Genomic DNA, 23,677 nt, shown 5'->3' on the forward strand with positions numbered 1-23,677 from the left:
GCAGCGATTGCACTCGGAGCGGGCGCAATATACCCCGACCGGCTCGATGCCAGCAACGCGAGTCGGCCCGCGTCATTGTTCCTTCGGCGAGTCGTCGACCGTCGCCGATTCCACGGCCCGGAACCGACTGGCAAGCAGCAGCCGTTCATACCACCGCGGACGCCGCAGGCGCCGGTCGTCGGACGAGACGACGTGCGTCTTCCCCCGCCGGGTTCGCAACCGTAGTCGAGCGTCGGGGAGCACCTCCTCGACGACCCAGTACTTGTCGACCAGATAGCTGTATTCGTCCCCATGGGCGGCCGGGATCACGTCCTGGGCCCGCGGACCGGGGCTGGGGCTCACCTTCTGGAGCCGATAAATCACCCAATCGCCGGTCTTGTAGTCGTTGGCTGCCATGCGCATCGTCGCGTGTGAACGGCTCCCGAGGCGCGCTGCGCCCTGCTTGCTATCGACGCAATCCCCGCTAACGCAAGCACATAGGATCGCTGCTGTCACCGAGTCTTAACACAATCTTCACCCGACGCCTACCGCGGTTTTTCGGAACCCTAGAGACGAGAATCGACCGCTACGCCAAGTCGATGCCGCGCCCCGCGAGCTCGCCCCTCAGTTGGGTCGCGTCCCGAAACTGCACCGCGTCGAACCCCGCCTCCCGAGCGCCGACGACGTTTTCCTCCCGGTCGTCGGTGAACAAAATCGCTCCCGGTTCGACCCCGGCGAGTTCCGCGGCGTACCGATAGATCTCCGGCTCGGGCTTCATCGCCCGCGCCTCGAAGCTGAGCGCCGCCAGCGGAAACAGCTCGCCGACGAACGGAAACCGACCGCCGGTCACGAACCCCCAGTCGAACGCGTTGGTGTTCGACAAGATTCCCATCCGCATCCCCGCCGCATGCAACGCGCGGGCCAACGAGATCGTCGGCTCGATCGGGGCGAAGATGTCGCTGGCCGCGGCGTACAGTCGCTCGCGACTTGGCTCCGTGCCCGTCTCCTGACAGAAGTGCTTGTACGCCTCCTCGCGAGTCGCGTCGCCTCGCTCCAACCGCCACTGAAACGACGCCCCGCCGCGCCCGTCGAACAGGGCTCGCCGCACGGCAGCTGCCTCCACGCCGGCGACGGCGGCCATTTGCCGGCACATTTGGTCGTGGCAGAACGACAGCAGCACCCCGCCGAGATCAAAATAGACGAACTGAATCGACATCGTGACAACCGCTTGCTCAACCGGGTGATGACGAAATCGCCCGCGGAAAGCCCTGCGGACGGAATCGCAATTTTCAGCTATAACGCGACGAGACGAGCCCCGCGGCCGGGTCGACTCGCACTGCTGGCGAACTCACTGATTCTTGTCGATCGGCGATCCTGATGACAACCGAGCATTTCCAAATCTGCCGAGCCATCCGACACGTACTGACTCTCGCTCCTGCGCTGGCTGTCGCCTCGTGCTCCGCAGTCGCGCCGGCACGCGAAGCCCCGGACGCCGATCCCGTCGCTGCGCCGCGAGTCTTTCGCCCGCTTGCCGCCGAGGGGGGGCGACTCGTCTACCACGGCCCGATCCCCGTCGTTTTCTTGCAAGGCTCCCCCGAGGAAATCGGCCGGCAGCACGCCGCGCTTCTGGGACCCTCGGCGACCCCCGTGCTTGATTTCCCGAAACGCTTCATCGCCGCGGTCGGCGCCGAGGCGTTTTGGCCGCTGGTGGTCCAGGCCGGTCGCACGCTCATGTTGCAGGCGCCCGAACCCTATCGTCGCGAACTGGCCGCGGCCGAGACCCATGGCGCCATTGACGCAGCGATGTGCGAGGTCCTCCCCGTGGCCAACACGCTGCTCGAATTGCGGCGCCTGGGGTGCTCGGCCGTCGCCCTGGAGGATGATCGCACCGCCGGCGATGGTCCGCTGCTAGGCCGCAACTTCGATTTCGCGACGCTGGGCATCCTCCACAAATACAGCATCGTGTTCGTCGTCCGACCGACCGGCAAGCATGCGTTCGCGTCGGTCGGGTTTCCTGGACTCGGGGGGGTCCTGTCGGGAATGAATGATGCGGGACTTGCCGTGGCGACGCTCGACGTCGAACGTTCCGCTGACAAGTCGCGCAAGTTCGACCCGACCGGTACGCCGTTGGCGTTCGTCTTTCGTCGGATGCTCGAGGAATGCACGACCGTCGACGAGGCCGAGGCGCTGCTGCGGGCCGAGAAGGCGACGACCTGGATGAACCTGATCGTCTGCGACGTCCGCACCGCGGCCGTGCTGGAAATCACCCCCGCGACGATCGGCCGCCGCGATCCTGGCGACGGGGTCCTGCGGTGCACGAACCACTTCCGCGCCGCCGGACTTTCGGTCGGCGAGAAGTGCTGGCGCTACGATCGGCTCGCCGATGCACAGTCGAGCCGCGAATGGAACGTCGCCGGCGTGCAGCGGCTGATGCACGCGGTCCACCAGGACGACAACACGCTGCAGACGATGGTGTTCGAGCCGCGAGGACTTCGACTCCATTTGGCGATCGGCGAGCCCCCGGTCTCGGCGTTGCCGACGACGACGCTCGACCTCGCCCCGCTGCTAGCAGGGGATGCGGACGAGTAGCAGCCTGTCGAGAAGGGCGACTGGCTCGCGGACCAATGCCAATAGACAAAAGCGGCTTTCCGCGAGCGCGTCTGTTCTCATTTTCAACAGCCTGACAGCCGACGCGATTCTCCCTTGTGTGAATCTAGGCAGCTTGCGGTCTCGGCGCCCACGGAGTCGAAATCTCTGCACCTTCGGACATCCGCGCGGCGATATTGGTGTGCGTACGCAATGGATTGCGTCGACCACGCCGAGGGAACTGCCATGTCCGCCCCCGCTGTCCCGTTGACCGTTCTGTGCACTGCGTTCGGCCCCCAGGGGGGACTGGCTCGTTTGGCTGCCAGCTTGCGGGCGATCGACCCCGCGGCGCGACTCATCGCCGCCGGGCCCGCCGCCGAGGCCTGTCCCGAGGTCGACGTGGTGAAGACTGCCGCCGGCATTTCGCCCGGCGCGGCCCGCAACGCAATGCTGGCTCGGGTGCGCACGCCCCACTTTGCGCTGGTCGGCGACGAACTGGAGCTCCATCGCGGCGCGGCCCTGGCCGACTTGCTCGCCCCCGTCCTCGCCGGGCGGCTTGATCTGGCCGCGGGCGAGTTGGTCCGCTGTCGCAAAAAGTTGCTGGTGCTCACCAACCGCGAGCCCGCTCCCGGCCACGGTACGTTCCAACTGGACAAGGGGAGCCTCGCCCTCCACGCCGGCGTACGAACCGCGGGCGAAGGGTACCAGGTGTGCGACTACGCCCATCATTTCTTCGCTGCGCGGACCGACAAGGTTCGCGCGATGGGGGGCTGGGACCCGCAACTTGTCGTCGGCAACGAGTTGGAATTCTTCGTCCGAGCTCAGCGATTCAATGTCCGCATCGGCGTCTGTCCGCACGTCGCCGCGTGGCACTGGGGCGCCCCGGCGGCTGCGCACGGAGCGATCTCCGTCGAAGCCGTCGGCCGGATGAACGTCTGCCGGCTCACCCTCGCCGACGGCACGACCGTACAGTCGCAGCCCGCCCGTCTGGCCGCATAGCGGCTGCTGGCGCGATCGCCTGCAACGGGCGCCGCTAAACCAACCGATTGCGCAGGTCGAGTGCACGCCACTTACAACGCCCATGCCTTCGTCCTGAAAGGCCGTCTCCGACCGGCCAGGGCCAATTCCCGCATTTCCGCGGACTATCCTCTTGAATATGTCGTAATCTGACGATATATTTGATTGACAGTCCTCCCGGGCGAACCGCATGTCGACCAAGAAGAAATCTCCCCCCAAGTTGCTCGATCTTGCCGCTCTTGAGCAGGCGGCCGAGTGCCTGCGCACCCTCGCCCATCCCCATCGGTTGCGAATGGTCCAGTTGTTGCTGCAGGGCGAGTATACGGTCGGCGAACTGGCCGAAGCGTGCGGCATCGCCAGTCACATGGCCTCGGAGCACCTGCGACTCATGAAGCACTGCGGCCTGCTCGGCAGCGAGCGCGACGGCCGCAAGACCTACTACACGATCGCCGAGCCGCACTTGGCCGCGATTCTGGGCTGTATTGAAAGCCGGTTCGGGGCCGCTTGATCGGCGGCAAGTTTTTTTCGCCACTCATATCGTACTATCACGACAATTTGACAATTTACGCCCGGAGCACTTCGATGACTGCTGCGATCGCCACGATCTCGCCTCAAGAACTTCATGAAGCCCTGCAACGCAACGCCGGCGCGACGGTCATCGACGTCCGCACCCCCGCCGAGTTCCGCGAGGTCCATGCGACCCCGGCCCGCAACGTGCCGCTCGACCAACTCGCTGCCGAACACGTCGCCGACTGCGAGATCGCCTACGTCATCTGCCGCAGCGGCGGGCGAGGACAGAAGGCTTGTGAGAAGCTCCTCGCCGCCGGCTGCGCCAACGTCGTCAACGTCGAGGGGGGGACCGCCGCCTGGGAAGCTGCCGGGCTGCCGGTGGTCCGCGGCAAGAAAACCGTCTCGCTCGAACGGCAGGTCCGTATCGCAGCCGGGTCGCTCGTCGTGCTCGGCGCCGCGCTTGCGTGGTTCGTTCACCCTGCCTTCGTCGGGCTGTGCGCGTTCGTCGGCGCGGGCCTCGTCTTCGCCGGCGTCACCGACACCTGCGGCATGGGCCTGATGCTGGCCAAGATGCCCTGGAACCAAGTGCGCGACGCCGCGAGCTGTTCGGTCCGGTGAACTTGCCGGCCAACGCACCATGGCGCCGCAGAGAGCACGGAGAACACGGAGAGGGGAGGATCGCAAAAGCGGCATCTTGATCCGACGGACTGAAGAGCTCCCTGGGGAGCTTGCCTTCCTCCTCTGACCACAGGAGGGATCTCAGGCCTCGCCCCTCTCCGTGCCCTCGGTGGTCTCTGCGGCAAGTCGACTGACAACCGTTCACCCACGCGTTTCAAGGAGCGAACAATAATGCGAGTCGTCATCATCGGCGCCGTGGCCGGAGGGGCCTCGGCGGCGGCGCGGGCCCGGCGATTGGATGAACACGCCGAAATCACGCTCGTCGAGCGCGGCGAAGCCCCCTCGTTCGCCAACTGCGGGCTTCCCTACTTCATCGGCGGGGTGATTGAGTCGCGCGACAAGCTGCTCGTGGCGCCCGTCGCCCAGTTGGTCGACCGGTATCGCCTGACCGTCCACACCCGGACCGAGGCCCTCGCCGTCGACCGACAGGCGAAGAGCGTCACGGTGCGCAATCTGACAACGGACGAAGTCAGCACGCTTCCGTACGACAAGCTGGTGCTCGCCCCGGGCGCCTCGCCGCTAAGGCCCCCTTTCCCAGGCGCCGATCTGCCGAGCGTCTACACGCTCCGCGACCTCCGCGACGCCGATCGGCTCCATGCTCTCGCCGCGACGGCCAAGCGGGCGGTCGTCGTCGGCGCCGGGTTCATCGGCCTCGAAATGACCGAAAACCTCGTCCGCCGCGGGCTCACGGTCTCCGTGGTCGAGCTCGCCCCGCAGGTGCTTCCCCCGTGGGACGCCGAAATGGTCGCTCCCGTCGCGCAGCACCTGCGCGATCGCGGCGTCGAGCTCAAACTCCAAGACGCCGCCGAGGCGATCGAGCAGCTCGCCGACGGCCAGGTGCGCGTGAAGCTGAAATCAGGCGCCGCGATGGAAGCCGACTTCGTCGTTCTGGCGATCGGCGTCCGGCCCGAGAACAAGCTGGCCGTCGATGCCGGGCTCGAAGTCGGTCCCCGCGGCGGGATCGTCGTCAACCGACACATGCAAACCTCCGACCCCGACGTTTACGCTGTGGGCGACGCAGTCCAGGTGCGGCACGTCATCGACGGCTCGCCCGTGCAGATCCCGCTGGGAGGACCCGCGAATCGGCAGGGCCGCATCGCCGCGGACCATATGTTCGGCCGCGACAGCGCGTACCGCGGCACGCAGGGCACGGCGGTGGTCGGCGTGTTCGACATGACCGCCGCGATGACCGGCTTCAGCGAGAAGGCCCTCGCCGCCGCGGGAATCCCGTTCCGCAAAGCGACGATCCACCCGGGCCACCACGCCGGCTACTACCCCGGCGCCCAGGCGATGACGCTCAAACTCATGTTCGCCCCCGACACGGGCAAGCTGCTCGGCGCCGAGGGGGTCGGCCGCGCGGGGGTCGACAAGCGGATCGACGTCCTGGCCGTCGCCATCCAAGCCGGCATGACCGTCTACGACCTTGAAGAAATGGAACTGGCCTACGCCCCGCAGTACGGCTCGGCCAAGGACCCGATCAATATGCTCGGGTTCGTGGGCGCCGGGATGCTTCGCGGCGATCACCCGACAGGCGATCCAGCCGAGCTGCTCGAGGGCCCGGTCCCCGGCGGCGCGGGCGAAGGCGCCGGGTACTCGCCCCCCCCGCGTGCCGAACGGTTCGTCCTCGACGTCCGCACCCCGACCGAGTTCCACCGCGGCCACGTCTTCGGCGCCAAGAACATCCCGATCGAAGAACTGCGCAGCCGGCTCGACGAGATCCCCCGCGACCAACCGATCGTCGCCTACTGCCAAGTCGGCATGCGCGGCTACCTCGCCACGCGCCTCCTGCTGCAACACGGCTTCAACGCCGCCAACCTCAGCGGCGGGTACGCCAGCTACGTACAGTATCGCGAGTCGCGATAGCGCGTGTCTTGGTTCGCAAGCGCGACGTCGCCGCGGAGAACGCGGAGGCCGTCCCGCCGGGCTGTTCGAGGCTCGCCTTGGCGGTGCGTACGGGACCTCCGTGGAGCAAAACTCAATGCGTGATTCGTGCAAAACCCAGCGGACAGCGCGTGCGGTCCTGGTCCTAACCCCAGACATGCCGGCGACTTAGCCGAACGACCGCCGGGGGCCGTGGCCGAGTTTTGCTAGCAGAACTCCGGGGGGGCGAGCAAAACTCCTCGTGTCGCCCCGCGCCGAATCCCCGGGCGAAGCCGACAAGCCCTGACCGTCCCAGGGACCGCACGACCGCCGACTTCGGCCCGCGTGACGCAACATCTTGGTTGTACGCGAGGCGGCGGCCCAATTTCTACAAGAAATCCCGAACGCGCCAGCGGCACACAGTTGCCGTGACGGCCGCCCTTCCATGCGCCGACTGAGCACGCATTCCCAAGTTCCGAAACACCCCTCCAACGTGGGGGGGACATGCCACAAGAATCGGATCGAGCGAACCTGCTCAAACAATTCGCCTCGATTCTGTTTGCGAGCAGTTCCTGCTAGCCGTATGGTGAAGCGCGGGGGGAGTCCGCGCTATCACGACAAGGGACTCCGCGATGGGGAATATGAGAATTCGAGAGGTTCTTCTCAGCGGCTTGGCCATCCTCGCCGCGGTCAGTTCGTCCGCGTCGGGCGACGACTTCGGCGGCGGCGAGCATGCGTTCGCGATCGAGTTCGTCACGATCGGCGCGCCGGGGAATCCGCCCGATGCGCTTCCCAACACGGCCGGCGCCGTCCCCTACGTCTATCGCATCGCCACGTACGAGATCAGCGAGCAGATGGTCGAGAAGGCGAACGCCTTGGGGGCCCTCGGGATCACCACAGACACGCGCGGCCCCGACAAGCCGGCGACCAGCGTCACGTGGTTCGAGGCAGCCGCGTTCGCCAATTGGCTCAACACAAGCGCTGGCCATCCGCCGGCGTACAAGTTCGACGGGGCCGGCGCCTTCCAACTCTGGCTGCCGACCGACCCGGGGTACGACGCGACGAACCTCTACCGCAACAAACAGGCCAAGTACTTTCTGCCGAGCACCGACGAGTGGCACAAGGCCGCGTATTACGATCTCGTAGCCGGTCACTACTGGGATTACCCCACCGGCAGCGACAACGTCCCCGACGGCATTGACTTCGCTGGGGACACGATCTTCGATGCGGTGTTTTTTGACGGGGGATTGGACTTTGGTCCACACAACGTATCCAACGTTGGGCTTCCAAGTCCCAGCGGCGCCTACGGTTTAGGCGGAAACGCTTCGGAATGGGATGAAACTTCGTTTGATCGCCGGAATGATTTTCCAAGTAAGAATCGAAGAGATTCGGGCGGCAGTTGGGGGAACATTGAAACAGTACTAAATGCCACGAACACGTTGATCGGAGTCAGTCCCGCGTTTCAGAGCGATTCGATCGGTTTTCGCATCGCAAGCGTCGTGCCGGAACCTTGCAGCTTGGCATTGATCCTCTTGGGAGCAATAGCGGGCAGCACCGTTTGTCCGCAAGGGAGAGCGCGAGCAAAGAGTATTCCCCGCCACCGCCGCCCCCCACGGAGCGCCGCGCGGCAACGAAATGCCTCCCGCGCGCAGGCAGCCCTGGCCTCTGGCCAGGGGTCGCTCGCCAGCCACGCGCCACTGCGCAGCGGCGGTCGTCCGACCCCCCGGCAGAGCCGGGGGCTGATGTCGCAATTGGCAACGTTAGGCGCGCCGCGCCCGCTCTTTGTCGCCCCATCTCAGGCCCCGGGCGAGTCCGATTTCCCGTCGCCCGTGCCGGGACTCTGCGCACGAGTGCGCGACCTGAAATCAGGGCCTCACGGCCCTGGCGACACCCTGCCGGGCCTGAAGGCGCGATTGAGCGCGCCGCAAATCATTCCCATCGAGTGCGTAGCGAGCAGTGTGCGGCATGCCGACAGACGAACCGGACCGTGTCAAGCCGTTACAAAATGAACTGCGTTCCTTGGACGCTCCGTCCTCCTAGACGGGGGGCAGTCCGCCGCTGCCTCAAAGGTGAAGTCGCCGCAGGAGGGATAAGGGGGGAGGTCCAGATTAACACAGCGGACAGGCGTCGGCAGCTTTTCGAACATTCCCCCGCCCCGCACGGGCTGAGGAAGTGGAAGATGGAGTGGAGGAAATGGACCTGTCCCCTTTTCGTCCCCTTGGTCAATTCTTCGTCGAGCTCGGCGGCGCAGCGGCTGACCTGGGTGCTGGAGACCTCGCTGCCGCACAGCTCTTCGACGATCGCCTTCACCTTGCGGGTCGACACCCCTTGGACGTACATCTCGGCCAGGGCGACCTTGAGAGCCCGTTCGCTCCGCTCGCCCCGTTCGAGAGCCGACGGGTAGAACGACGAGTCGCGGGTCTGCGGCACTTTCAATTCGAGCTTGCCGAGGCGACTCAGGACGGTCTTGGGCTTGAACCCGTTGGCTTGACCGCGGCGGGCGGGGGTCCGCTCGTAGGGTTGGGCGCCGAGGGCGCGGGTTCGTTCGATCTTCATCGCTTCGTTGAGGACGACGGTCACGGCATCGGCCAATCCGTCGAAGCCGTGCTCGGCGAGGAGCTGGACAACTTCGTCGATCGCGGTAGATTGCAGCGGGCGGGTAATGGGGGAGCTTCCTTTCTTGGATTGATTGAGAACCAAACCAAACTAGGAAACCGTCTTGGCCCGCTCCTTTCAAGCCGCCCAAGTTCGCGCGCCGCGTTGGTGCGGGGCTTCGCTCGGCTCGCTACGCTCGCCGTCGCTACGCCCCGCACCAACGCGGCCCCTGCAGGGACTTTTACAGAACAGAGGGTACACTAACCCAGCCCTCCTGCCGGGCGCTACGTTTTTGGAATGGCGGTCACAAACGGTTGAGTCGCCTGCCATGGAATGCGATAAATGAATGGCTCCAGATGCACTCAGCCACGACTCCTGGCCTAGCGGTTGTGGGTATCCTAACTCAGGACAGAAGGACCATCACGATGACCCAGTGTATGCAAAACTTCTTTCGAGCTTGCATGCTGCTGATCGTGCCGGACATGGCCTTTGCCGTTGACGATGTGCCGTACGCACGACTCTTTCCAGCAGTAAATCACAACAAACCGATTACGGTTGAAATCCTCCAGGAAAGTGATGAGTCGCTCACGGTCTTCGACATCCAGGCTGGCTCGGTTAAGCAAGTCACGCCACAAGACTTCAAAGAAATCAGAAGGGGGCTGACAGAGGATGCAATTGCGAGCCGGGTGGATCCAACACGACTATTTGCTTGGAAGATCCGAAAGGCGATGCCACTAAAGATACCTAAAGGTGCCATTGCCACAGTTGATTTTGCGGCTGTCTATGTGAACCTGGGTATCGACGACGGACTGGAAGTCGGGCAGGATCTTGCCGTCTACCGAGGTGCGACGGAGATTCGCGACCCAACTACAAACGAAGTGCTTGATCGAATCCGGCGCCTGATTGGCAATTTGCAGGTCGTTGAGGTGCGAAACAGAATCTCGAAGTGCCGAAACGCAGGGCAGTTTGAAATCGAGTTCAAAGTCGGCGACGAGGTAGAGCCAAAGCAACCGCCGACAATCGCGGTCTTCCCGATTGAGGAAGCTTCTGGGGAGGTAACGGCGGATAGCATGCGATTTACAGAGCAGCTGACGACCGCTTTAGCCGACGCCGGGATACCTCTCGTTGAGCGAACCCGACTTGCCGACGCGCTGACGGAGCTTGAGATCCAGCAATCTGATTTGTTTCGTGCAGACGGAGCAAAGAAAGTTGGTGGCCTCCTTGGAGCGTCGGCTATCGTTGTTGGGCAAGTTTCGGACGAAGGCGATAGACTGCTCGCGAATCTTCGTCTGACGAAGGTATCAACGGGTGAGATCATTCTCTCCCATTCAGCCGAAGTTGCTCGAAGCGACGTGGAGGGTGGCAAACCACGTGAGGGCTTCGTTGCCGCGAACGCTCGATCCGGTGCAACAAATCTGTTGACCGTTGGCCCGGCGCCGCTGTTTCGGAAGGGCAATTGGCAGACGAGGAATGGGCAATTGCTGTATACGGGAAATAATGGCGACGGTGCAGTTGCTTTTCTATTGAAACTGCCCGACCAATTCCGTCTAACCGTCCGAGCTACTCCAAGTGGCGTTACGCAGTCGACTTGCGTAGCGTTTTACTTTGGAGAAGGTGGCACCGAGTTCATTGTGCAGCTTGCAGAAGACGGCAGTTGCGTCATTGTCGACGGAAAGGACCCGCGGAGCGATCACACTGCGAAATACGGTGCCGTCTTTGTCTCTGGCAGAACAAACACCATCCAGTATGAGTGTCGGAAAGGGGGCCTGATGGTGAGCGTGAACGGCCGTCGTTTACTGGTCCATCGCGACCAGCGGCTCGGAGAGTCAACCGCCAACGAGTTTTCCTTTGGCGTTTTGGGTGACTGGGTATTCGAGTCCGCCGACATTTCTAGGCATTAGTACTACTGTCCTGGTTCAGCGTGAACTGGAATTCTGACCTTCGGACGTTAGCGGGTTGAAAGGTTGAATTGTAAGCGCCCGCCACAACCATGCTTGACGCCCCTGCTAGCCTACCGGGGTCGATTCGCCGAAGCGGTTGGTAGGAGGTTGTGATGGCGCGGAGCGTTGATCCGGAGCGTGCGGGGTTGTGGCGTGAACGTGTGGCGCGTCACAGTGTCAATCGGCGCTTCAAACCCAGCCCGTGATCGGCGCTTCAAATCCGGCCAGCGGGTTGTCGGGGAGGAATGTCTGATGGTGGCGTGGATTGGGGCGTACGGCAAGCGTCACGACAGGGGAGTCGTGGTTTCGGCAGGTCCGGTCGTCGCTGCTTTTCGCTTACCAACCCCGGAAATTCTTGCGCTTCCTCGGGCATTACGAAAAACTGATCGGCCCTGCGATGCCGGCGGGTCAACTGCAGAGAATTGTCAAGACTGAGACTTCCAGTTCACGTTGAATCAGGACAAACCATGCGTCAACCGCGCGAGAGCAACCGCGCCGCGTCCCGTGCGAAGTAGGTCAGCACGCCGTCGGCGCCGGCGCGTTTGAACGCGGCGAGGCTTTCGAGCATGACCTTGTCCCGGTCGAGCCAGCCGTTGGCCGCGGCGGCACAAATCATCGCGTACTCGCCGCTCACTTGGTACGCGAACGTCGGGGCGCCGAACGCGTCCTTGACCCGCCGGACAATGTCGAGATACGGCATCCCCGGCTTCACCATCACGCTGTCGGCTCCCTCGGCCAGGTCGAGCGCGACCTCGCGGAGGGCCTCGTCGCCGTTGGCGGGGTCCATTTGGTAGGTTCGCTTGTCGCCGCTCCCCAGATTGGTCGCCGAGCCGACGGCGTCGCGGAACGGGCCATAGAACGCCGAGGCGTACTTCGCGGCGTAGGCCATGATCTGCACGCTCTCGAACCCCGCCCCGTCGAGGGCTCGGCGTACGGCCCCGACGCGGCCGTCCATCATGTCGCTGGGGGCGATGACGTCGCACCCCGCCTTGGCCTGGACGACCGCCTGTCGGCAGAGCATGGCGACCGTCTCGTCGTTGACGACGTAGCCAGTTCGCACCAGCCCGTCCTGGCCGTGGCTCGAGTAGGGATCGAGCGCCACGTCGCAGATCACCCCGATCGCGTCGCCGTGGGCCTGCTTCACGGCGCGGACCGCACGGCAGACGAGGTTGTCCGGATTGACCGCTTCTTCGCATTCGGGGGTCTTGAGCGCGGGCGAGGTCGCCGGAAAGAGCGCCACCGCGGGAAGGCCCAGTTCGACCGCTTCGCCGACCGCGTCGACGATCAAATCGACGCTGAGTCGTTCGACGCCCGGCATGGAAGGAACCGTTACGCGCCGGTCGGCTCCCTCGCAGACGAACAACGGCCAAATCAGATCGTCGACCGACGGCGCCGCCTCGCGAACCAGCCGCCGCGACCAGTCGTGCCGCCGTAGCCGGCGCATCCGCGTCGTAGGAAACGAAGGACCAGACGCGGCGGGTTCAAAGCTCATGCGAAATCAACCTGACGAAACAGAGGGAGACCCCCAACCGACGAACTTGCGCCAACGAATCGCCGCGGGACGCAAGACGAACAAAGAACGCAGAGGAATGCAGACCTGCAAGGATCGCATGCCGTGGTTGCGTTCGTCCGCGTCGCGCGGCGGGGGGCGAACGGAGCGAGCCCCGGTGAACGCCCGGGACTTCGCTGCACTGCCGCCCCGGCCGCTCAGCGTGCCTCCGGCGCTCTTGGCGGTTCCTCTCGGTGGTGCGGTTTCATTATTGAACCCCTTCGGCTTAAAATCTACCGGCCCGGGGTCGTCCGGGGACCCTTTGCGCACGGCACGTTCGCTTCGCCATGGCCGCCAACGAACCCAAGATCCACCTCGGACCGTTTTTTCTGCGCCCGGCGTGTGCGGTCGTCTCGGGCAAGCCCGCGATCGACGAGTGGAAGGGCCCGTTGCAGTTCGCCTTGTGGTGCCAGCGGGCCAGTCCCTGGTGGATCGGCGACATGATCAACGCCGGCGAGGATCTGTTCGGCGAGGAATTCGGGGAGGCCTGCGGCGAGACGCTATCGACCGAGATGGTCAGCCGGTATGCTTCGGTCGCCCGCCGCGTGCCGCCGCAGAATCGCCGGCCTGCCTTGTCGTGGTCCGCGCATGCCGCGGTGGCCCGGCTGTCGCACGAGGAGCAGCGTCGCATGTTGGCCGCTGCGGAACGCGAAGGCTGGAACAGCGACGACCTCCACAAGCGGGTGCGCGACTACGTGCGGCGCAGCCAAGGCGATTCCGCAGGCGCGGGGGACGCCGGCGCGACGCCCGAGAAGTGATCCGTTCGGCAGCTTGCCGACGAGCGACCACCCCCGCGGCAACCCCAGCGAGTTTTCAGCGTTCCGATTCTGACCTCCGACCCATCGCCTCTCATCCCTTCCTCCGCCATGTATCAAGCCGTCTCCGACCGCTACGCCACGATGACCTACCAGCGGTGCGGACGGAGCGGGCTCTTGCTCCCCGGCGTGTCGCTGGGGCTGTGGCACAACTTCGGCGGGGTCGACTCCTTCGAGACCGGGCGAGCGATCGTCCGCGCCGCCTTCGACCGCGGGGTGACCCACTTCGACTTGGCCAACAACTACGGCCCGCCGCCGGGGAGCGCCGAGGAGAACTTCGGCAGGATGCTGCGGCTTGATCTCATGCCGTACCGCGACGAGATCATCGTCTCGACCAAAGCCGGCTACTTGATGTGGCCCGGCCCCTACGGCGAGTGGGGCTCGCGAAAGAACTTGCTGGCGAGCCTCGACCAAAGCCTGCGGCGGACGGGGCTCGAGTACGTCGACATTTTCTACAGTCATCGCCCCGACCCGAACACGCCGCTCGAGGAGACTCTCGGCGCCGTGGCGAGTGCCGTCCGACAGGGGAAGGCCTTGTACGCCGGCATCTCGAACTACTCGGCCGACCAGACCCGCGAGGCATGTCGAATTTTGCGCGATCTCGGCGCCCCGTGCCTCATCCACCAACCGAAGTATTCGATGTACGAACGGTGGGTCGAAGCCGAGTTGCTCGACGTACTCGCGGCCGAGGGGGTGGGCTGCATTCCGTTCTCGCCGCTGGCGCAGGGGCTGTTGACCGATCGCTATCTGCAGGGGATCCCCGCAGGGAGCCGGGCGTCGAAGCCGCACGGTTTTCTCAAGGCCGAGCAAGTCTCGCCCCAGCGGGTCGAGCAGGTGCGCAAGCTCAACGAGATCGCTGCGGGACGGGGACAGTCGCTGGCCCAGATGGCGCTGGCGTGGGTGCTCAAAGATCCGCGGATCACCACCGTGCTGATCGGGGCCAGCAGCGTCGCGCAGCTCGATCAGAACCTCGGCTGCCTGACCAATCGGCAATTCGCGCCGGAGGAGCTCGCGGCGATCGATGCGATCCTCGGCGGCTGAGCCGTGTTGCGCAGGATGCAGGGCGTCGGCGCCGATCGAACCGGCGCCAATCGTCAGGAAACCGGCGCCTCGTCGCGGCCGCGAATTGCGCTCAGGTACAGAAGCGACGGCTTGAAGTCTTGCGCGCGCGGTTGGTCGAGATCAGCCATGGCGGCCTTGAGCACGTCGCGCCGGCTGACTTGGCCGAGCAGGCGATCCTCTTCCAGCACCGGCAAGCGACGGAAGTTGGTCATCAGAAACGCCTGGGCGACAGTCAGCAGATGGGCGTCGGGGCCGATCGTCATCGCCTCGGCGTCCATGAACGCCCGCACTTCGTTCGTCGGCAGTTGGTCGTACGCCGCGTCGAGGATGACGTGCATGGCGCACTTCTCCGAGAAGACGCCGAGATACTTGCCGTCCGCGTCGACGACCGGGGCGCCCGAGATGCGGTTCTTAAGCAGCAACTGGACCGCCTTCATGACGTCCATCTCGGGCCGCAGGGTGATCAGCTTCGTGACCATGAAATCGCGAGCAGTGAGCCGGCACATTGTCGCGTCTCCTATCGAGGCGCTGCCGAGCGAACGTTCGCTCGGCGGAGGGAGAGTCACAAAAAAAGAAAAGTCGCGGCTCAACGTCGATCGGCGCAGCGTCGGAGTCCGACAAGTGCGCGGTCGCCAGGGGGCCGGTAACTCAAGGATACCATCGCGCCCGGACGATTTGAAAGCGGCATCGGCGAAAAAGGACTTGTGAAAAAATTCACAAGGCCGACCTTGTGAAAAGTTTCACAAGCTTCGGCGAATCGCGTTGGGAGAAACTCGCTAAGCAGGCAAGTTCGCGCGGTGCATCGATCGAGAGCGCAGAACAGCAGCTGTATGCCCGGCTCGCGGTTCCCTGGCGGGATCGCTTTGCGGTCCGGACGTTTTAGCCCGCGGTCGCTCGGATCGACGCCGCTGCAAGAACGGCTTCAAGCGCTATTGCGCCTGCGCCGTGGAAGCTGTCTTCGGGGTTGTGCTCGGCGTCCCCGCTTGGAGCGCCGCGATCACGCCTTCCGTGATGTCGACCCCGCCGGCGAAGTCGTAAACGACTGCGTCGTTCTTTGTGACGATGATTGACAGTCCGCGCTCGCGAGCGACTTGTCGGGCCGCAGGTCGGAGCTGATCGCGGAACTGGCGCACAAGTTGGGCCTTGTGAGCCGACAGGTCCTGGACCGCCTGTCGCTTCACCTGCTCAAGACTTTCCGCCGCGGCCTGCTCGAACGTCGCCAGCGTGACCCCGTCCTGCGGCGGCTCGTCCGCGAGCGACATCTTCTTCTCGGTGATCTGCTGGCTGTAAGACCGGGCGATTTCGGCAAGCTGTTGGTTCAGGGCGGATTCGCGGCGCGAGATCGCGTCGACCATTTGTCGGTCGCTCCCCAACCGCGCGGCGATGAGATCGAGGTCGATCACGGCCACCCCGCCGAGGCGTGCGGTCGGCTCGTCGCCGCCGAGGCGTCCGCAGCCGGTCGCTAGCACGGTCAGGACGGCTGCGGCTGCCACGATGGATTGATGACGCATCGCAAAACTCCTTTCACGGCGGACCTGCGGGCCCGGCGTCGGCGCTTCAGCCAGCGCTTTTGTCGCAGTTGGGGAACAAGGCGGACGGGAGACTAGGAAATCGCTTCATTCGTCGCGAGAGCGCTTTTTCGGCGCCAGCGTCAAAGTTTGCCAAATCGGCGCCTTCTGACCTGTTGCACTCATGTTTCGACCAGGGTGCGCGCCGATACACACGTCCAGAAGCTGCATTGACTTTGCGGGTCGTAGCGATCGTATGAGCGCACAGCGCGGCTAGTCGCCTCGCCCATGGGATAAGGATTTGACCATGCTTTCCGGGTTTCACCGCACATCGTTGGCTTTGACGTTGTTCGGCGCTCTGTCGTCGTGGGCGGCCCTGAGCACCCCGACGGCCCGTTCCCAAGCCCTGCTTGAAGGGATGCCGTCAATCGTCCAGGGGGGCGGGACGTTCAACGTCGGCACGGCGCCGATCCGCGTATGGCACACGACCCGCGGCTACGGCGAGGAAACGGCGGAAACCGCCCTGGGCACCCACTGGGCGGCCGAGACCGGATTCGGGTTGGCGTTCATCGACGGCCAACTCCGCGCCGGCAACTCCGACAGCGACGTCAGCGCCAACGCGGGCCTCGGCTTCCGGTTCTTTGACGACGGGGAGTTCGGCTTTCCCAACATCTTCGGCGCCAGCATTTGGTACGACGGCGAAGACACGCGGCTGAACAACTGGTTCAATCAGATCGGCGTGAGTCTCGAACGGCTCGGCCCGTCATGCGACTTCCGCATCAACGGTTACTTCCCGCTCGAGGATCAGAAGCTCAGCGGCAACACGAGCGTCGGGACGACTCCCGCGTACGGCGGAAACATTCTGGGCGTCGAGACCCTGACCCGCGCCGATCGCTCGCTGCGAATCGTCGACTTCGAGATGGCGCCGCGGATTTTCGGGCTGAACGCCTGGGTCTACGGCGGCGGGTACTACATGGACGGCGGCGGGGTCAGCGACCTGGGCGCCAAGGGGGGCGTGCGCGGATACGTCACCAACGACGTCGCCGTCGACGTGAGCGTTACGGACGACGAGCTCTTCGGCACGAACACCGTGTTTCAGGTCATCTGGACCCCAGGCCGGACCACGCCAGGCATGTCGTCGTGGAGCCACAATTTGGCCGACCGGATGCGCGAGCACGTCTACCGCAACATGTACGTCGCCACTCGGCAGCTCGACGTCGTCGGCGTCCAGGCCCTGACCGACGTCAGCGGCAATGAGTTCCGGATCGTTCACGTCGACAGCACGGCGGCTCCCGGCGGCGACGGCACGTTCGAGAATCCGCTCAACAGCCTGAACGACATCCAGGGCAATTCGCAGACGGGGGACATTGTCCTTGTCCATTCGGGCAGCAGCTTCACCGGCGAGTCGGCGACGTTGCAGGACGCGCAGCGGTTCCTTGGCGAGGGGGGCAATCAGACGCACAACGTCGTGACCTCGCTGTTGGGAACGATCGCCCTGCCGGAAACGTCGGCCGGGTCGCTCTCGGGGGCGATTCCGCTGATTCAGAACGCGCTGGGCGACGCCATTATCCTCGCCGGCGGCAATACGGACGTCTCGACGCTCGCCGGAATCGAGATCTCGAACATGAGCATCGACGGCGGCACGCGAGGCATCGCTTCGCCGACCGGCGTCGGTTCGGTCAACATCAACCGGATGAGCATCGCCAACACGACCGGCAACGGTATCGACTTGACGCCTCTCACCGAGACCCTGGCCAACAGCACGACCCGGGCTCGGATGGCGGTCACGATCGACGACGTCACGTTCGACGCCGTCGGCGGCGACGACATCCACATGGACGGGACGACGACGCAAACGACGAACTCCGGAACGGTGGCCATTTCGGACTACAAGAGCACCAACGGCACGGGGACGGGCATCGTGCTGGACGACATGCGTCGGTCGACGACGATCACGAACGTGGATTGGGACGGCGGCACGACCGGCGCCGGCGCCTTGTTGATCAAGGACGCCACTGCCGCGGCCACGACCACGGTGAACGGCACGAACGTCGTCGTCGGCGGGCGGTCGACCTCGACCGAGACGGCGGGCTATGCCGTCCGCATTCAGGACAGCGCCGGAACGCACACCCTGTCCGGCATGACGGTCACCAACACCGGCGGCGACACGATTCAAGTGACCGGCGGATCGGCCAACATGAACTTCACCGGCAACATCACGCAGGCGAACAACGCCTCGGTGGTGCAGGTCGCCGGCGGGCATACTGGGTCGATGACCTTCACCGAGTCGACCTCAGGAGCGGGGGTGATCACCGCCACGAACGGCGACGGCCTGCAGTTCGACAACGCCGACGGCGTTTACACCTTCAACAGCAAGGTGACCCTCAACGGCGGCGACGCGGGGATCGACATTGTCAACGGCTCGGCTGCCAGCATCAGCCTGGCCAACGCCGAGATCACCGATCCCTCGGGGGTCGCCGTCAACGTCGACGGCGGTTCGGCCAGCATGAACTTCACCGGCAAGATCACCCGCACCGCGGGCGCCGTGGCGACGGTCAGCGTCACCGGCGGGCATACCGGCACGTTGCGGTTCGAAGAGTTTACGGCGGGCGACGGGGTGATCGAAGTCGCTTCCGGCACGGGGCTGCAGTTCAACAACGCCGACGGTTCGTACCAATTCCTCGACAAGGTCGTCCTCAACGGCGGCGACGCGGGGATTGACGTGCTGAACGGTTCCTCGGGCACATTCACGTTCTCCGACACGGACATCACCAACCCGACCGGCACGGCGGTGCGGTTGGCCAATTCCAGCGCCAATTTCACCTACACCGGCGCCATCACGACGAATTCCTCGCGGCCGGTCGAGATCGAAGGCAACACGGGCGGCAGCGTGGTGTTCAGCAACACCAGCACGATCAACAGCACGGGGCTGGGCATCCGCTCGTTCAACAACACCGGCGGCAGCGTCTTGTTCGCCGGAGCGGTCACGCTGGACATCGACGACGTGAACGCCGCGGGCGTGGAAATCGCCAGCAACACCGCCGGCAGCACGCAGTTCAACAATATCGACATCAAGACGACCTCTGGCGCCGGCTTCATTGCCGCGAACAGCGCGGGGCACACCGTCACCGTGCTCAACGCCGGCAATACGATCGAAACGACCACCGGCGTCGGCTTGAGCCTCAACACGGTCGCCGTCGGAGCGTCCGGAGTCCGGTTCGACAGCGTCACGGTCGACGGCGCCACCAACGGCATCGTGCTCAACAACGTGACGGGCGGGCAGGTCTCGGTCGGCCTGCAGGGCAACTCCGTCGGCGACGGCGGCACGATTCAGAACACCACCGGCTCGGCCATCGTGGTCACCAACGCCGCCAACGTGTCGATCAATCACATGAACATCAACGCCACGGGGGCGCAAGGGGTCGATTACCTGGTCAGCACCTCCGCCGCGTCGCGCTTGACGCTCAACGGCAATTCGATCGGCAACACGGCCGACGAAACGGTCCGGATGCGGATCAACGGCACGGCGACCACTGCCAACATCACCGTCACGAACAACAACCTGGCCAACACCAGCGCCGACGAAGCGTTCCTGCTGACGACCACCGACGTCACGAACAAGACCGTCAACTTCCTGATGCAGGGCAACACGATTAGCAACGACGACGCCACGGCGCCGGCGGCCAGCATCAACATCGGGGCCAGCACCACCTTCAACGCCAACGTGCTGAACAATCAGTTCACCAACGACGACGCGACCCCGGGCGTTCCGTTCGACATGCGGACGACCAGCAGCTCGGCGCTGGCGCGGCTGAACCTCAACGGCAACACGGCCTCGGCGACCAGCGGCGACGGGTTCTTCCTGACCCGCACCGCGGGGACCTTCCGGGTCGAGGATCTGGCCGACGTGGCCGCCAACAATACGGGCGGCGTGAACTTGACGGGCACGATTACCAACGACGCCGGCAACATCCCGACGCCGTAACGACCTTGAAGTCGCTCAAACGACGACGAGCCGGCAAAGTCGCCTGAGACTTCGCCGGCTCGTTGCGTTATGCGACGTGCAGCTCGCGTCTTAGCGGACAAAGCGCCGGGCGCCGAACAACCCCAACGCGGCCAGTCCGGCCAAGAGTACGCTGGCGGGCTCAGGGACGGGGGCGATCGCCGCGAGTGCGGCGGCCTCGATCGACTCGCTCGCCGCCGCGGTCGCCGTCGCGGCGGCCGAGTCCCTCGAGGCCAGTTCCAGGGCCGTCGCCACCGGGCCGACGAACGAAAACTCCGGATCGGCCTGCAGGACGAACACGCGCTGGACGACGACCATTCGGCCGCTGTCGAGCACGGGGATGTCGCTCAGCGACAGATCGCCCGTGCCGCCGCTTTGGTCCGATTGCATGAGCTGCATGATCCGGTCGATGGTCGTCATATTCTCGATGCGAGCGAACGGCACGAAGCCCTGGGAGTCCAAGAACGAGTTGTTCCCGAGATTAATGAAGAAGCTGCTTGTGCCGCTGTTGGGATCCCCCGCTCGCAGGGCCAACGAGACCTCGCCGCGGACGTTCGACAGCGTCGAAAAGTCGACCATCCCGTCGCCGTTGGCGTCGGTCGTGACCGGCGTGAGGGCGTCGACGGAGATTCGCCCGCCGGCGAACAAGTTCGGCAACGGCTGGAAGCCCAAAAAGCCTCCCATCTGCAGTACGAAGTCTTCCGCGGCACGGTTGATCGCCGTGTAGTGGTAACGACCTAGTCCGATGTAGGCGACCATGTTGTCGACCAACGGCTGCAGATTCGCGTCGTTGGTCGGATTGAGCACCATGTCGATGTTGCCGACGCTGGTCTCGAACCGCATGGTCTGGGCCCTGGCGGCGGAACATGCCAGGGCTGAAAGTGCGAACAAGCAGACAATACGCCGCGTCAATACCATGGGTGTCGCCTCTGCACGGTGATCGAAGACACTGTTCCGGGGAACGAGCACGGGCCGAAGACTCGGCCGTGATCGCGTCGAAAGCCAGCGGGCGGTTCCGGCGCCTAGCCCCGTTTCCCCCAAGCGAAGAGCCGCCCCGGGGAACCCTCAGTATAATTCGCGCCGCAGAATGCGCCACAAATCGGCCGAAATTCTCGTTGCGGCAGCCGGCCGGCGGTGCAACGGCGGGCCCCGCAATAGCTCGCAGGTTCCCGTTTGCGAAAATCGGCGTCCCGGCGGACGGGTCGTAGCGGTCTTGCGGGCGCCAGGCGGGCTTCCGCCGCGCCGCTATTCCCCGTCGCCCCGCAACTGAACGACCGCCGTCACGGGGAAGTGGTCCGATGGAAAGCGGCCGTCACGCTGCGTGCGAACGATCTCCGCATCGAGCACTTGCCAGTGACGCGAGGCGAGGATCGCGTCGATCTTCCCGCCGGCGACCGTCCCTTGGAATCCGTGGAACGTGCCGACTTCCTTCGCCTGGGGATGGAGTTTGCGAAACGTATCGGCGAGCCCGGCGGGGCCGCCGAGCAGGGCGCGGAAGGCCGGGTTGTCTTCAGCGGCGTTGAAGTCGCCCGTCACGAGGACCGGGAGCTTGTCGGCGATGTGCGCGGCGATCGTGTTCGTCATCAAGCGAGCGCTGCGCTCTCGCGCCGGTTGCGATTGATGGTCCCAATGCGTGTTGTAGACGCGAAAAGAAACGGGCTTCCCGAGCGCCGGATCGCCGGCTTGGGGCGATCGCTCCGCCGAGCGGTCGACGAACGACGTCCAGGTGCAGATCCTCGTGATTTCATTGCCCCAGTGCTTCGATCCGGGAACGTCCGGCGTGTCGGAAAGCCAGAACGTGTCGCTGACCAACTCGCGCAGCCGCTCCTTGCGATAGAGGACCGCCGAGAATTCGCCCTGGTTCTTGCCGTCATCGCGTCCTACGCCGAGACGGACGTACCCAGGAACCGCTGCCAGCAGTTCGTCGATTTGAAAATCGAGCGCCTCCTGCAAACACAACACGTCGGGAGCGAAATCTCGGACGACGGCGAACGCCAAGTCCCGCCGCTTCGGCCAAGCGTTCTCCCCGTCGGGCGCCGTGCCGTAGCGGACGTTGAACGACATGACGCGCAACGGCTCGACGGCGGTCGCTCGACCGTTTGCGGCCGTCGCGAGAAGGAGGCCCGCCAGCAGCGGCAGGAGCACGGAAACGGAGCGGACTCTTGGTGCGAAGGTCGTCATGGCATTCCGTTGATTGTGAGAATCGCTTCGAGGAGCCGGCCAACTTGGGCGACTCGCGAGCAACGCAGCGATTGACTGATTCCGCGGCCTTGCACTGCGTCCTCTGCCGCCTCTGCGCGAGGACGCCCTCACAGCCCTTCGTTGAGCCCCTGCAGTTCCTTCGGCAGGAAACGGCCGTTCTTGCGCACCAGTTCGCCGTCGAACCAGATCTCGCCGCCGCCGTAGTCCTCGCGCTGAATCAGCACGAGATCCCAGTGGATGCGGCTGCGGTTGCCGTTGTCGGCGTCTTCGTACGCTTTGCCGGGGGTGAGGTGGAAACTGCCGCCGATCTTCTCGTCGAACAGCGTGTCGAGCATGGGGTGCTTGACCCGGTTGTTCGTCCCCAGCGACCACTCGCCGCAGTAGCGGGCGCCCTCGTCCGAGTCGAGGATCGCGTTGAGCTTCGGCGTGTCGTTGGCCGTCGCCTTGACGATCTGGCCGTCCTTGAACTCGAAGCGAATGTCGCTGAACACGGTTCCTTGATACCGGCTTTGCGTGTTGAACGAGATGACTCCGTTGATGCTGTCGCGCACCGGGGCGGTGAAGACCTCGCCGTCGGGGATGTTGCGATCGCCGATGCACGACCGCACGGGGATTCCCTTGATCGAGAATTCGAGTTCCGTCCCCGGCGAGACGATCCGCACGCGATCGGCCGCCTCCATCCGAGCCACGAGCGGCTCTTGCGCTTTGGCCATCGCGGCGTAGTCGGCCGTGCAGACGTCGAAGAAGAAATCCTCAAACGCCGCAGTGCTCATCCCCGCGGCTTGGGCGAACGAGTCGGTCGGGTAGCGGAGCACGACCCATTTGGTTTCGGGGACGCGAATCTGACCGTGAACCTGATGCCACCAGTGCTGCTGGTACAGGTCCATCTTCGGCTGCGGCACATCGGCGAACTGCGAGCTGTTCGCGGCGCCGCGGATGCCGATGTACGCCTGCACGCTCCGCATGCGGGCGCCCTCAAACTCGGCCGCGGCCTTCATGCTCTCCTCGGTGGCCGTCGCGTACAACGACCGCAATACGGAGTTGTTCTTGGTCGACACCAGCGGAACCCCCCCCCGCCGGGCGGCCCCCTCGACCAGGGCGCATACGAGGTGCGGTTCGGGCAAGTCGAACGCCTCGATCAGAACCCGCTCTCCGGCGCCAAGTTGGCAACTGTGGTCAAGCAGCAGGGCGGCCAATTTGTCGATACGCGGATCATGCATGGCAAGCGAGCAAAGGTTGAAGGGGAGCGCGAAGATCCGAACGCCAGTAAGACGGCGTCATGAGCGAAGTCGCACACGAGGTCATGCGGCTGCGACCGGACGTGATTGCCGACGGCGCGAGGCGCAGATGTCCACGCGCAAACGTCGTAAGCG

General features: G+C 64.7%; 19 protein-coding genes. 10 read left to right on the forward strand and 9 right to left on the reverse strand.

The features are described 5' to 3' along the window. Positions 1-72 precede the first annotated feature (72 nt). On the reverse strand, positions 73-396 hold the full coding sequence (locus KF688_06820) for a hypothetical protein (protein MBX3425374.1): 324 nt from the start codon (positions 394-396) through the stop codon (positions 73-75). 169 nt (positions 397-565) lie between these two features. Then, positions 566-1,195, reverse strand: a complete 630-nt coding sequence (locus tag KF688_06825) for an HAD family phosphatase (protein MBX3425375.1) — start codon at positions 1,193-1,195, stop codon at positions 566-568. A 161-nt stretch (positions 1,196-1,356) separates the two neighbouring features. Here KF688_06825 and KF688_06830 point away from each other — a divergent pair, with 161 nt between their 5' ends. The 6 genes from KF688_06830 (at position 1,357) to KF688_06855 (ending at position 8,639) form a co-directional block, all read left to right on the forward strand. Further along, positions 1,357-2,568, forward strand: coding sequence for a hypothetical protein (locus KF688_06830; GenBank protein ID MBX3425376.1), 1,212 nt, complete (start codon positions 1,357-1,359; stop codon positions 2,566-2,568). A 243-nt stretch (positions 2,569-2,811) separates the two neighbouring features. Beyond that, positions 2,812-3,564 carry a hypothetical protein gene (locus KF688_06835; GenBank protein ID MBX3425377.1) on the forward strand — a complete coding sequence of 251 codons (753 nt, stop codon included), beginning with the start codon at positions 2,812-2,814 and terminating at the stop codon, positions 3,562-3,564. 208 nt (positions 3,565-3,772) lie between these two features. Next, positions 3,773-4,090 (forward strand): helix-turn-helix transcriptional regulator, encoded by a 318-nt coding sequence (locus KF688_06840; GenBank protein ID MBX3425378.1) that lies wholly within the window; start codon positions 3,773-3,775, stop codon positions 4,088-4,090. A gap of 86 nt (positions 4,091-4,176) precedes the next feature. Next, the gene (locus KF688_06845) at positions 4,177-4,710 is read left to right on the forward strand and encodes a DUF2892 domain-containing protein (GenBank protein ID MBX3425379.1); all 534 of its coding nucleotides are present in this window, start codon (positions 4,177-4,179) and stop codon (positions 4,708-4,710) included. Between the two features lie 231 nt (positions 4,711-4,941). After that, positions 4,942-6,633 (forward strand): FAD-dependent oxidoreductase, encoded by a 1,692-nt coding sequence (locus tag KF688_06850; GenBank protein ID MBX3425380.1) that lies wholly within the window; start codon positions 4,942-4,944, stop codon positions 6,631-6,633. Positions 6,634-7,271: 638 nt separating this feature from the next. Continuing rightward, positions 7,272-8,639, forward strand: a complete 1,368-nt coding sequence (locus KF688_06855) for an SUMF1/EgtB/PvdO family nonheme iron enzyme (protein MBX3425381.1) — start codon at positions 7,272-7,274, stop codon at positions 8,637-8,639. On the opposite strand, the gene KF688_06860 is transcribed toward KF688_06855, so the two are convergent. Beyond that, positions 8,629-9,330, reverse strand: coding sequence for a transposase (locus KF688_06860; protein ID MBX3425382.1), 702 nt, complete (start codon positions 9,328-9,330; stop codon positions 8,629-8,631). The genes KF688_06855 and KF688_06860 overlap by 11 nt on opposite strands. 332 nt (positions 9,331-9,662) lie before the next feature. Here KF688_06860 and KF688_06865 point away from each other — a divergent pair, with 332 nt between their 5' ends. Beyond that, complete coding sequence (locus KF688_06865; GenBank protein MBX3425383.1) at positions 9,663-11,126, forward strand: hypothetical protein; 1,464 nt, start codon at positions 9,663-9,665, stop codon at positions 11,124-11,126. Positions 11,127-11,637: 511 nt separating this feature from the next. Here KF688_06865 and hemB read toward each other — a convergent pair. Continuing rightward, on the reverse strand, positions 11,638-12,609 hold the full coding sequence (gene hemB, locus KF688_06870; protein MBX3425384.1) for a porphobilinogen synthase: 972 nt from the start codon (positions 12,607-12,609) through the stop codon (positions 11,638-11,640). Between the two features lie 392 nt (positions 12,610-13,001). Between hemB and KF688_06875 the strand changes: the two genes are divergently transcribed. Beyond that, positions 13,002-13,472: a hypothetical protein gene (locus KF688_06875; protein MBX3425385.1), complete on the forward strand. Its 471-nt coding sequence runs from the start codon at positions 13,002-13,004 to the stop codon at positions 13,470-13,472. Positions 13,473-13,580: 108 nt separating this feature from the next. Beyond that, positions 13,581-14,570, forward strand: a complete 990-nt coding sequence (gene mgrA / locus KF688_06880; protein MBX3425386.1) for an L-glyceraldehyde 3-phosphate reductase — start codon at positions 13,581-13,583, stop codon at positions 14,568-14,570. 53 nt (positions 14,571-14,623) lie between these two features. On the opposite strand, the gene KF688_06885 is transcribed toward mgrA, so the two are convergent. Then, complete coding sequence (locus KF688_06885) at positions 14,624-15,097, reverse strand: CBS domain-containing protein (protein ID MBX3425387.1); 474 nt, start codon at positions 15,095-15,097, stop codon at positions 14,624-14,626. 423 nt (positions 15,098-15,520) lie between these two features. Next, complete coding sequence (locus tag KF688_06890; protein MBX3425388.1) at positions 15,521-16,102, reverse strand: OmpH family outer membrane protein; 582 nt, start codon at positions 16,100-16,102, stop codon at positions 15,521-15,523. A gap of 304 nt (positions 16,103-16,406) precedes the next feature. Between KF688_06890 and KF688_06895 the strand changes: the two genes are divergently transcribed. Further along, positions 16,407-20,084 (forward strand): hypothetical protein, encoded by a 3,678-nt coding sequence (locus KF688_06895; GenBank protein MBX3425389.1) that lies wholly within the window; start codon positions 16,407-16,409, stop codon positions 20,082-20,084. Positions 20,085-20,174: 90 nt separating this feature from the next. On the opposite strand, the gene KF688_06900 is transcribed toward KF688_06895, so the two are convergent. The 3 genes from KF688_06900 to KF688_06910 form a co-directional block, all read right to left on the reverse strand. Beyond that, complete coding sequence (locus KF688_06900; GenBank protein ID MBX3425390.1) at positions 20,175-20,945, reverse strand: peptidylprolyl isomerase; 771 nt, start codon at positions 20,943-20,945, stop codon at positions 20,175-20,177. Between the two features lie 402 nt (positions 20,946-21,347). Continuing rightward, positions 21,348-22,283: an endonuclease/exonuclease/phosphatase family protein gene (locus KF688_06905; GenBank protein ID MBX3425391.1), complete on the reverse strand. Its 936-nt coding sequence runs from the start codon at positions 22,281-22,283 to the stop codon at positions 21,348-21,350. A gap of 128 nt (positions 22,284-22,411) precedes the next feature. Continuing rightward, positions 22,412-23,524: an aminopeptidase gene (locus KF688_06910; protein ID MBX3425392.1), complete on the reverse strand. Its 1,113-nt coding sequence runs from the start codon at positions 23,522-23,524 to the stop codon at positions 22,412-22,414. Positions 23,525-23,677: the final 153 nt, after the last annotated feature.

Source organism: Pirellulales bacterium (assembly GCA_019636345.1).
Taxonomy (GTDB): Bacteria; Planctomycetota; Planctomycetia; order Pirellulales; family Lacipirellulaceae.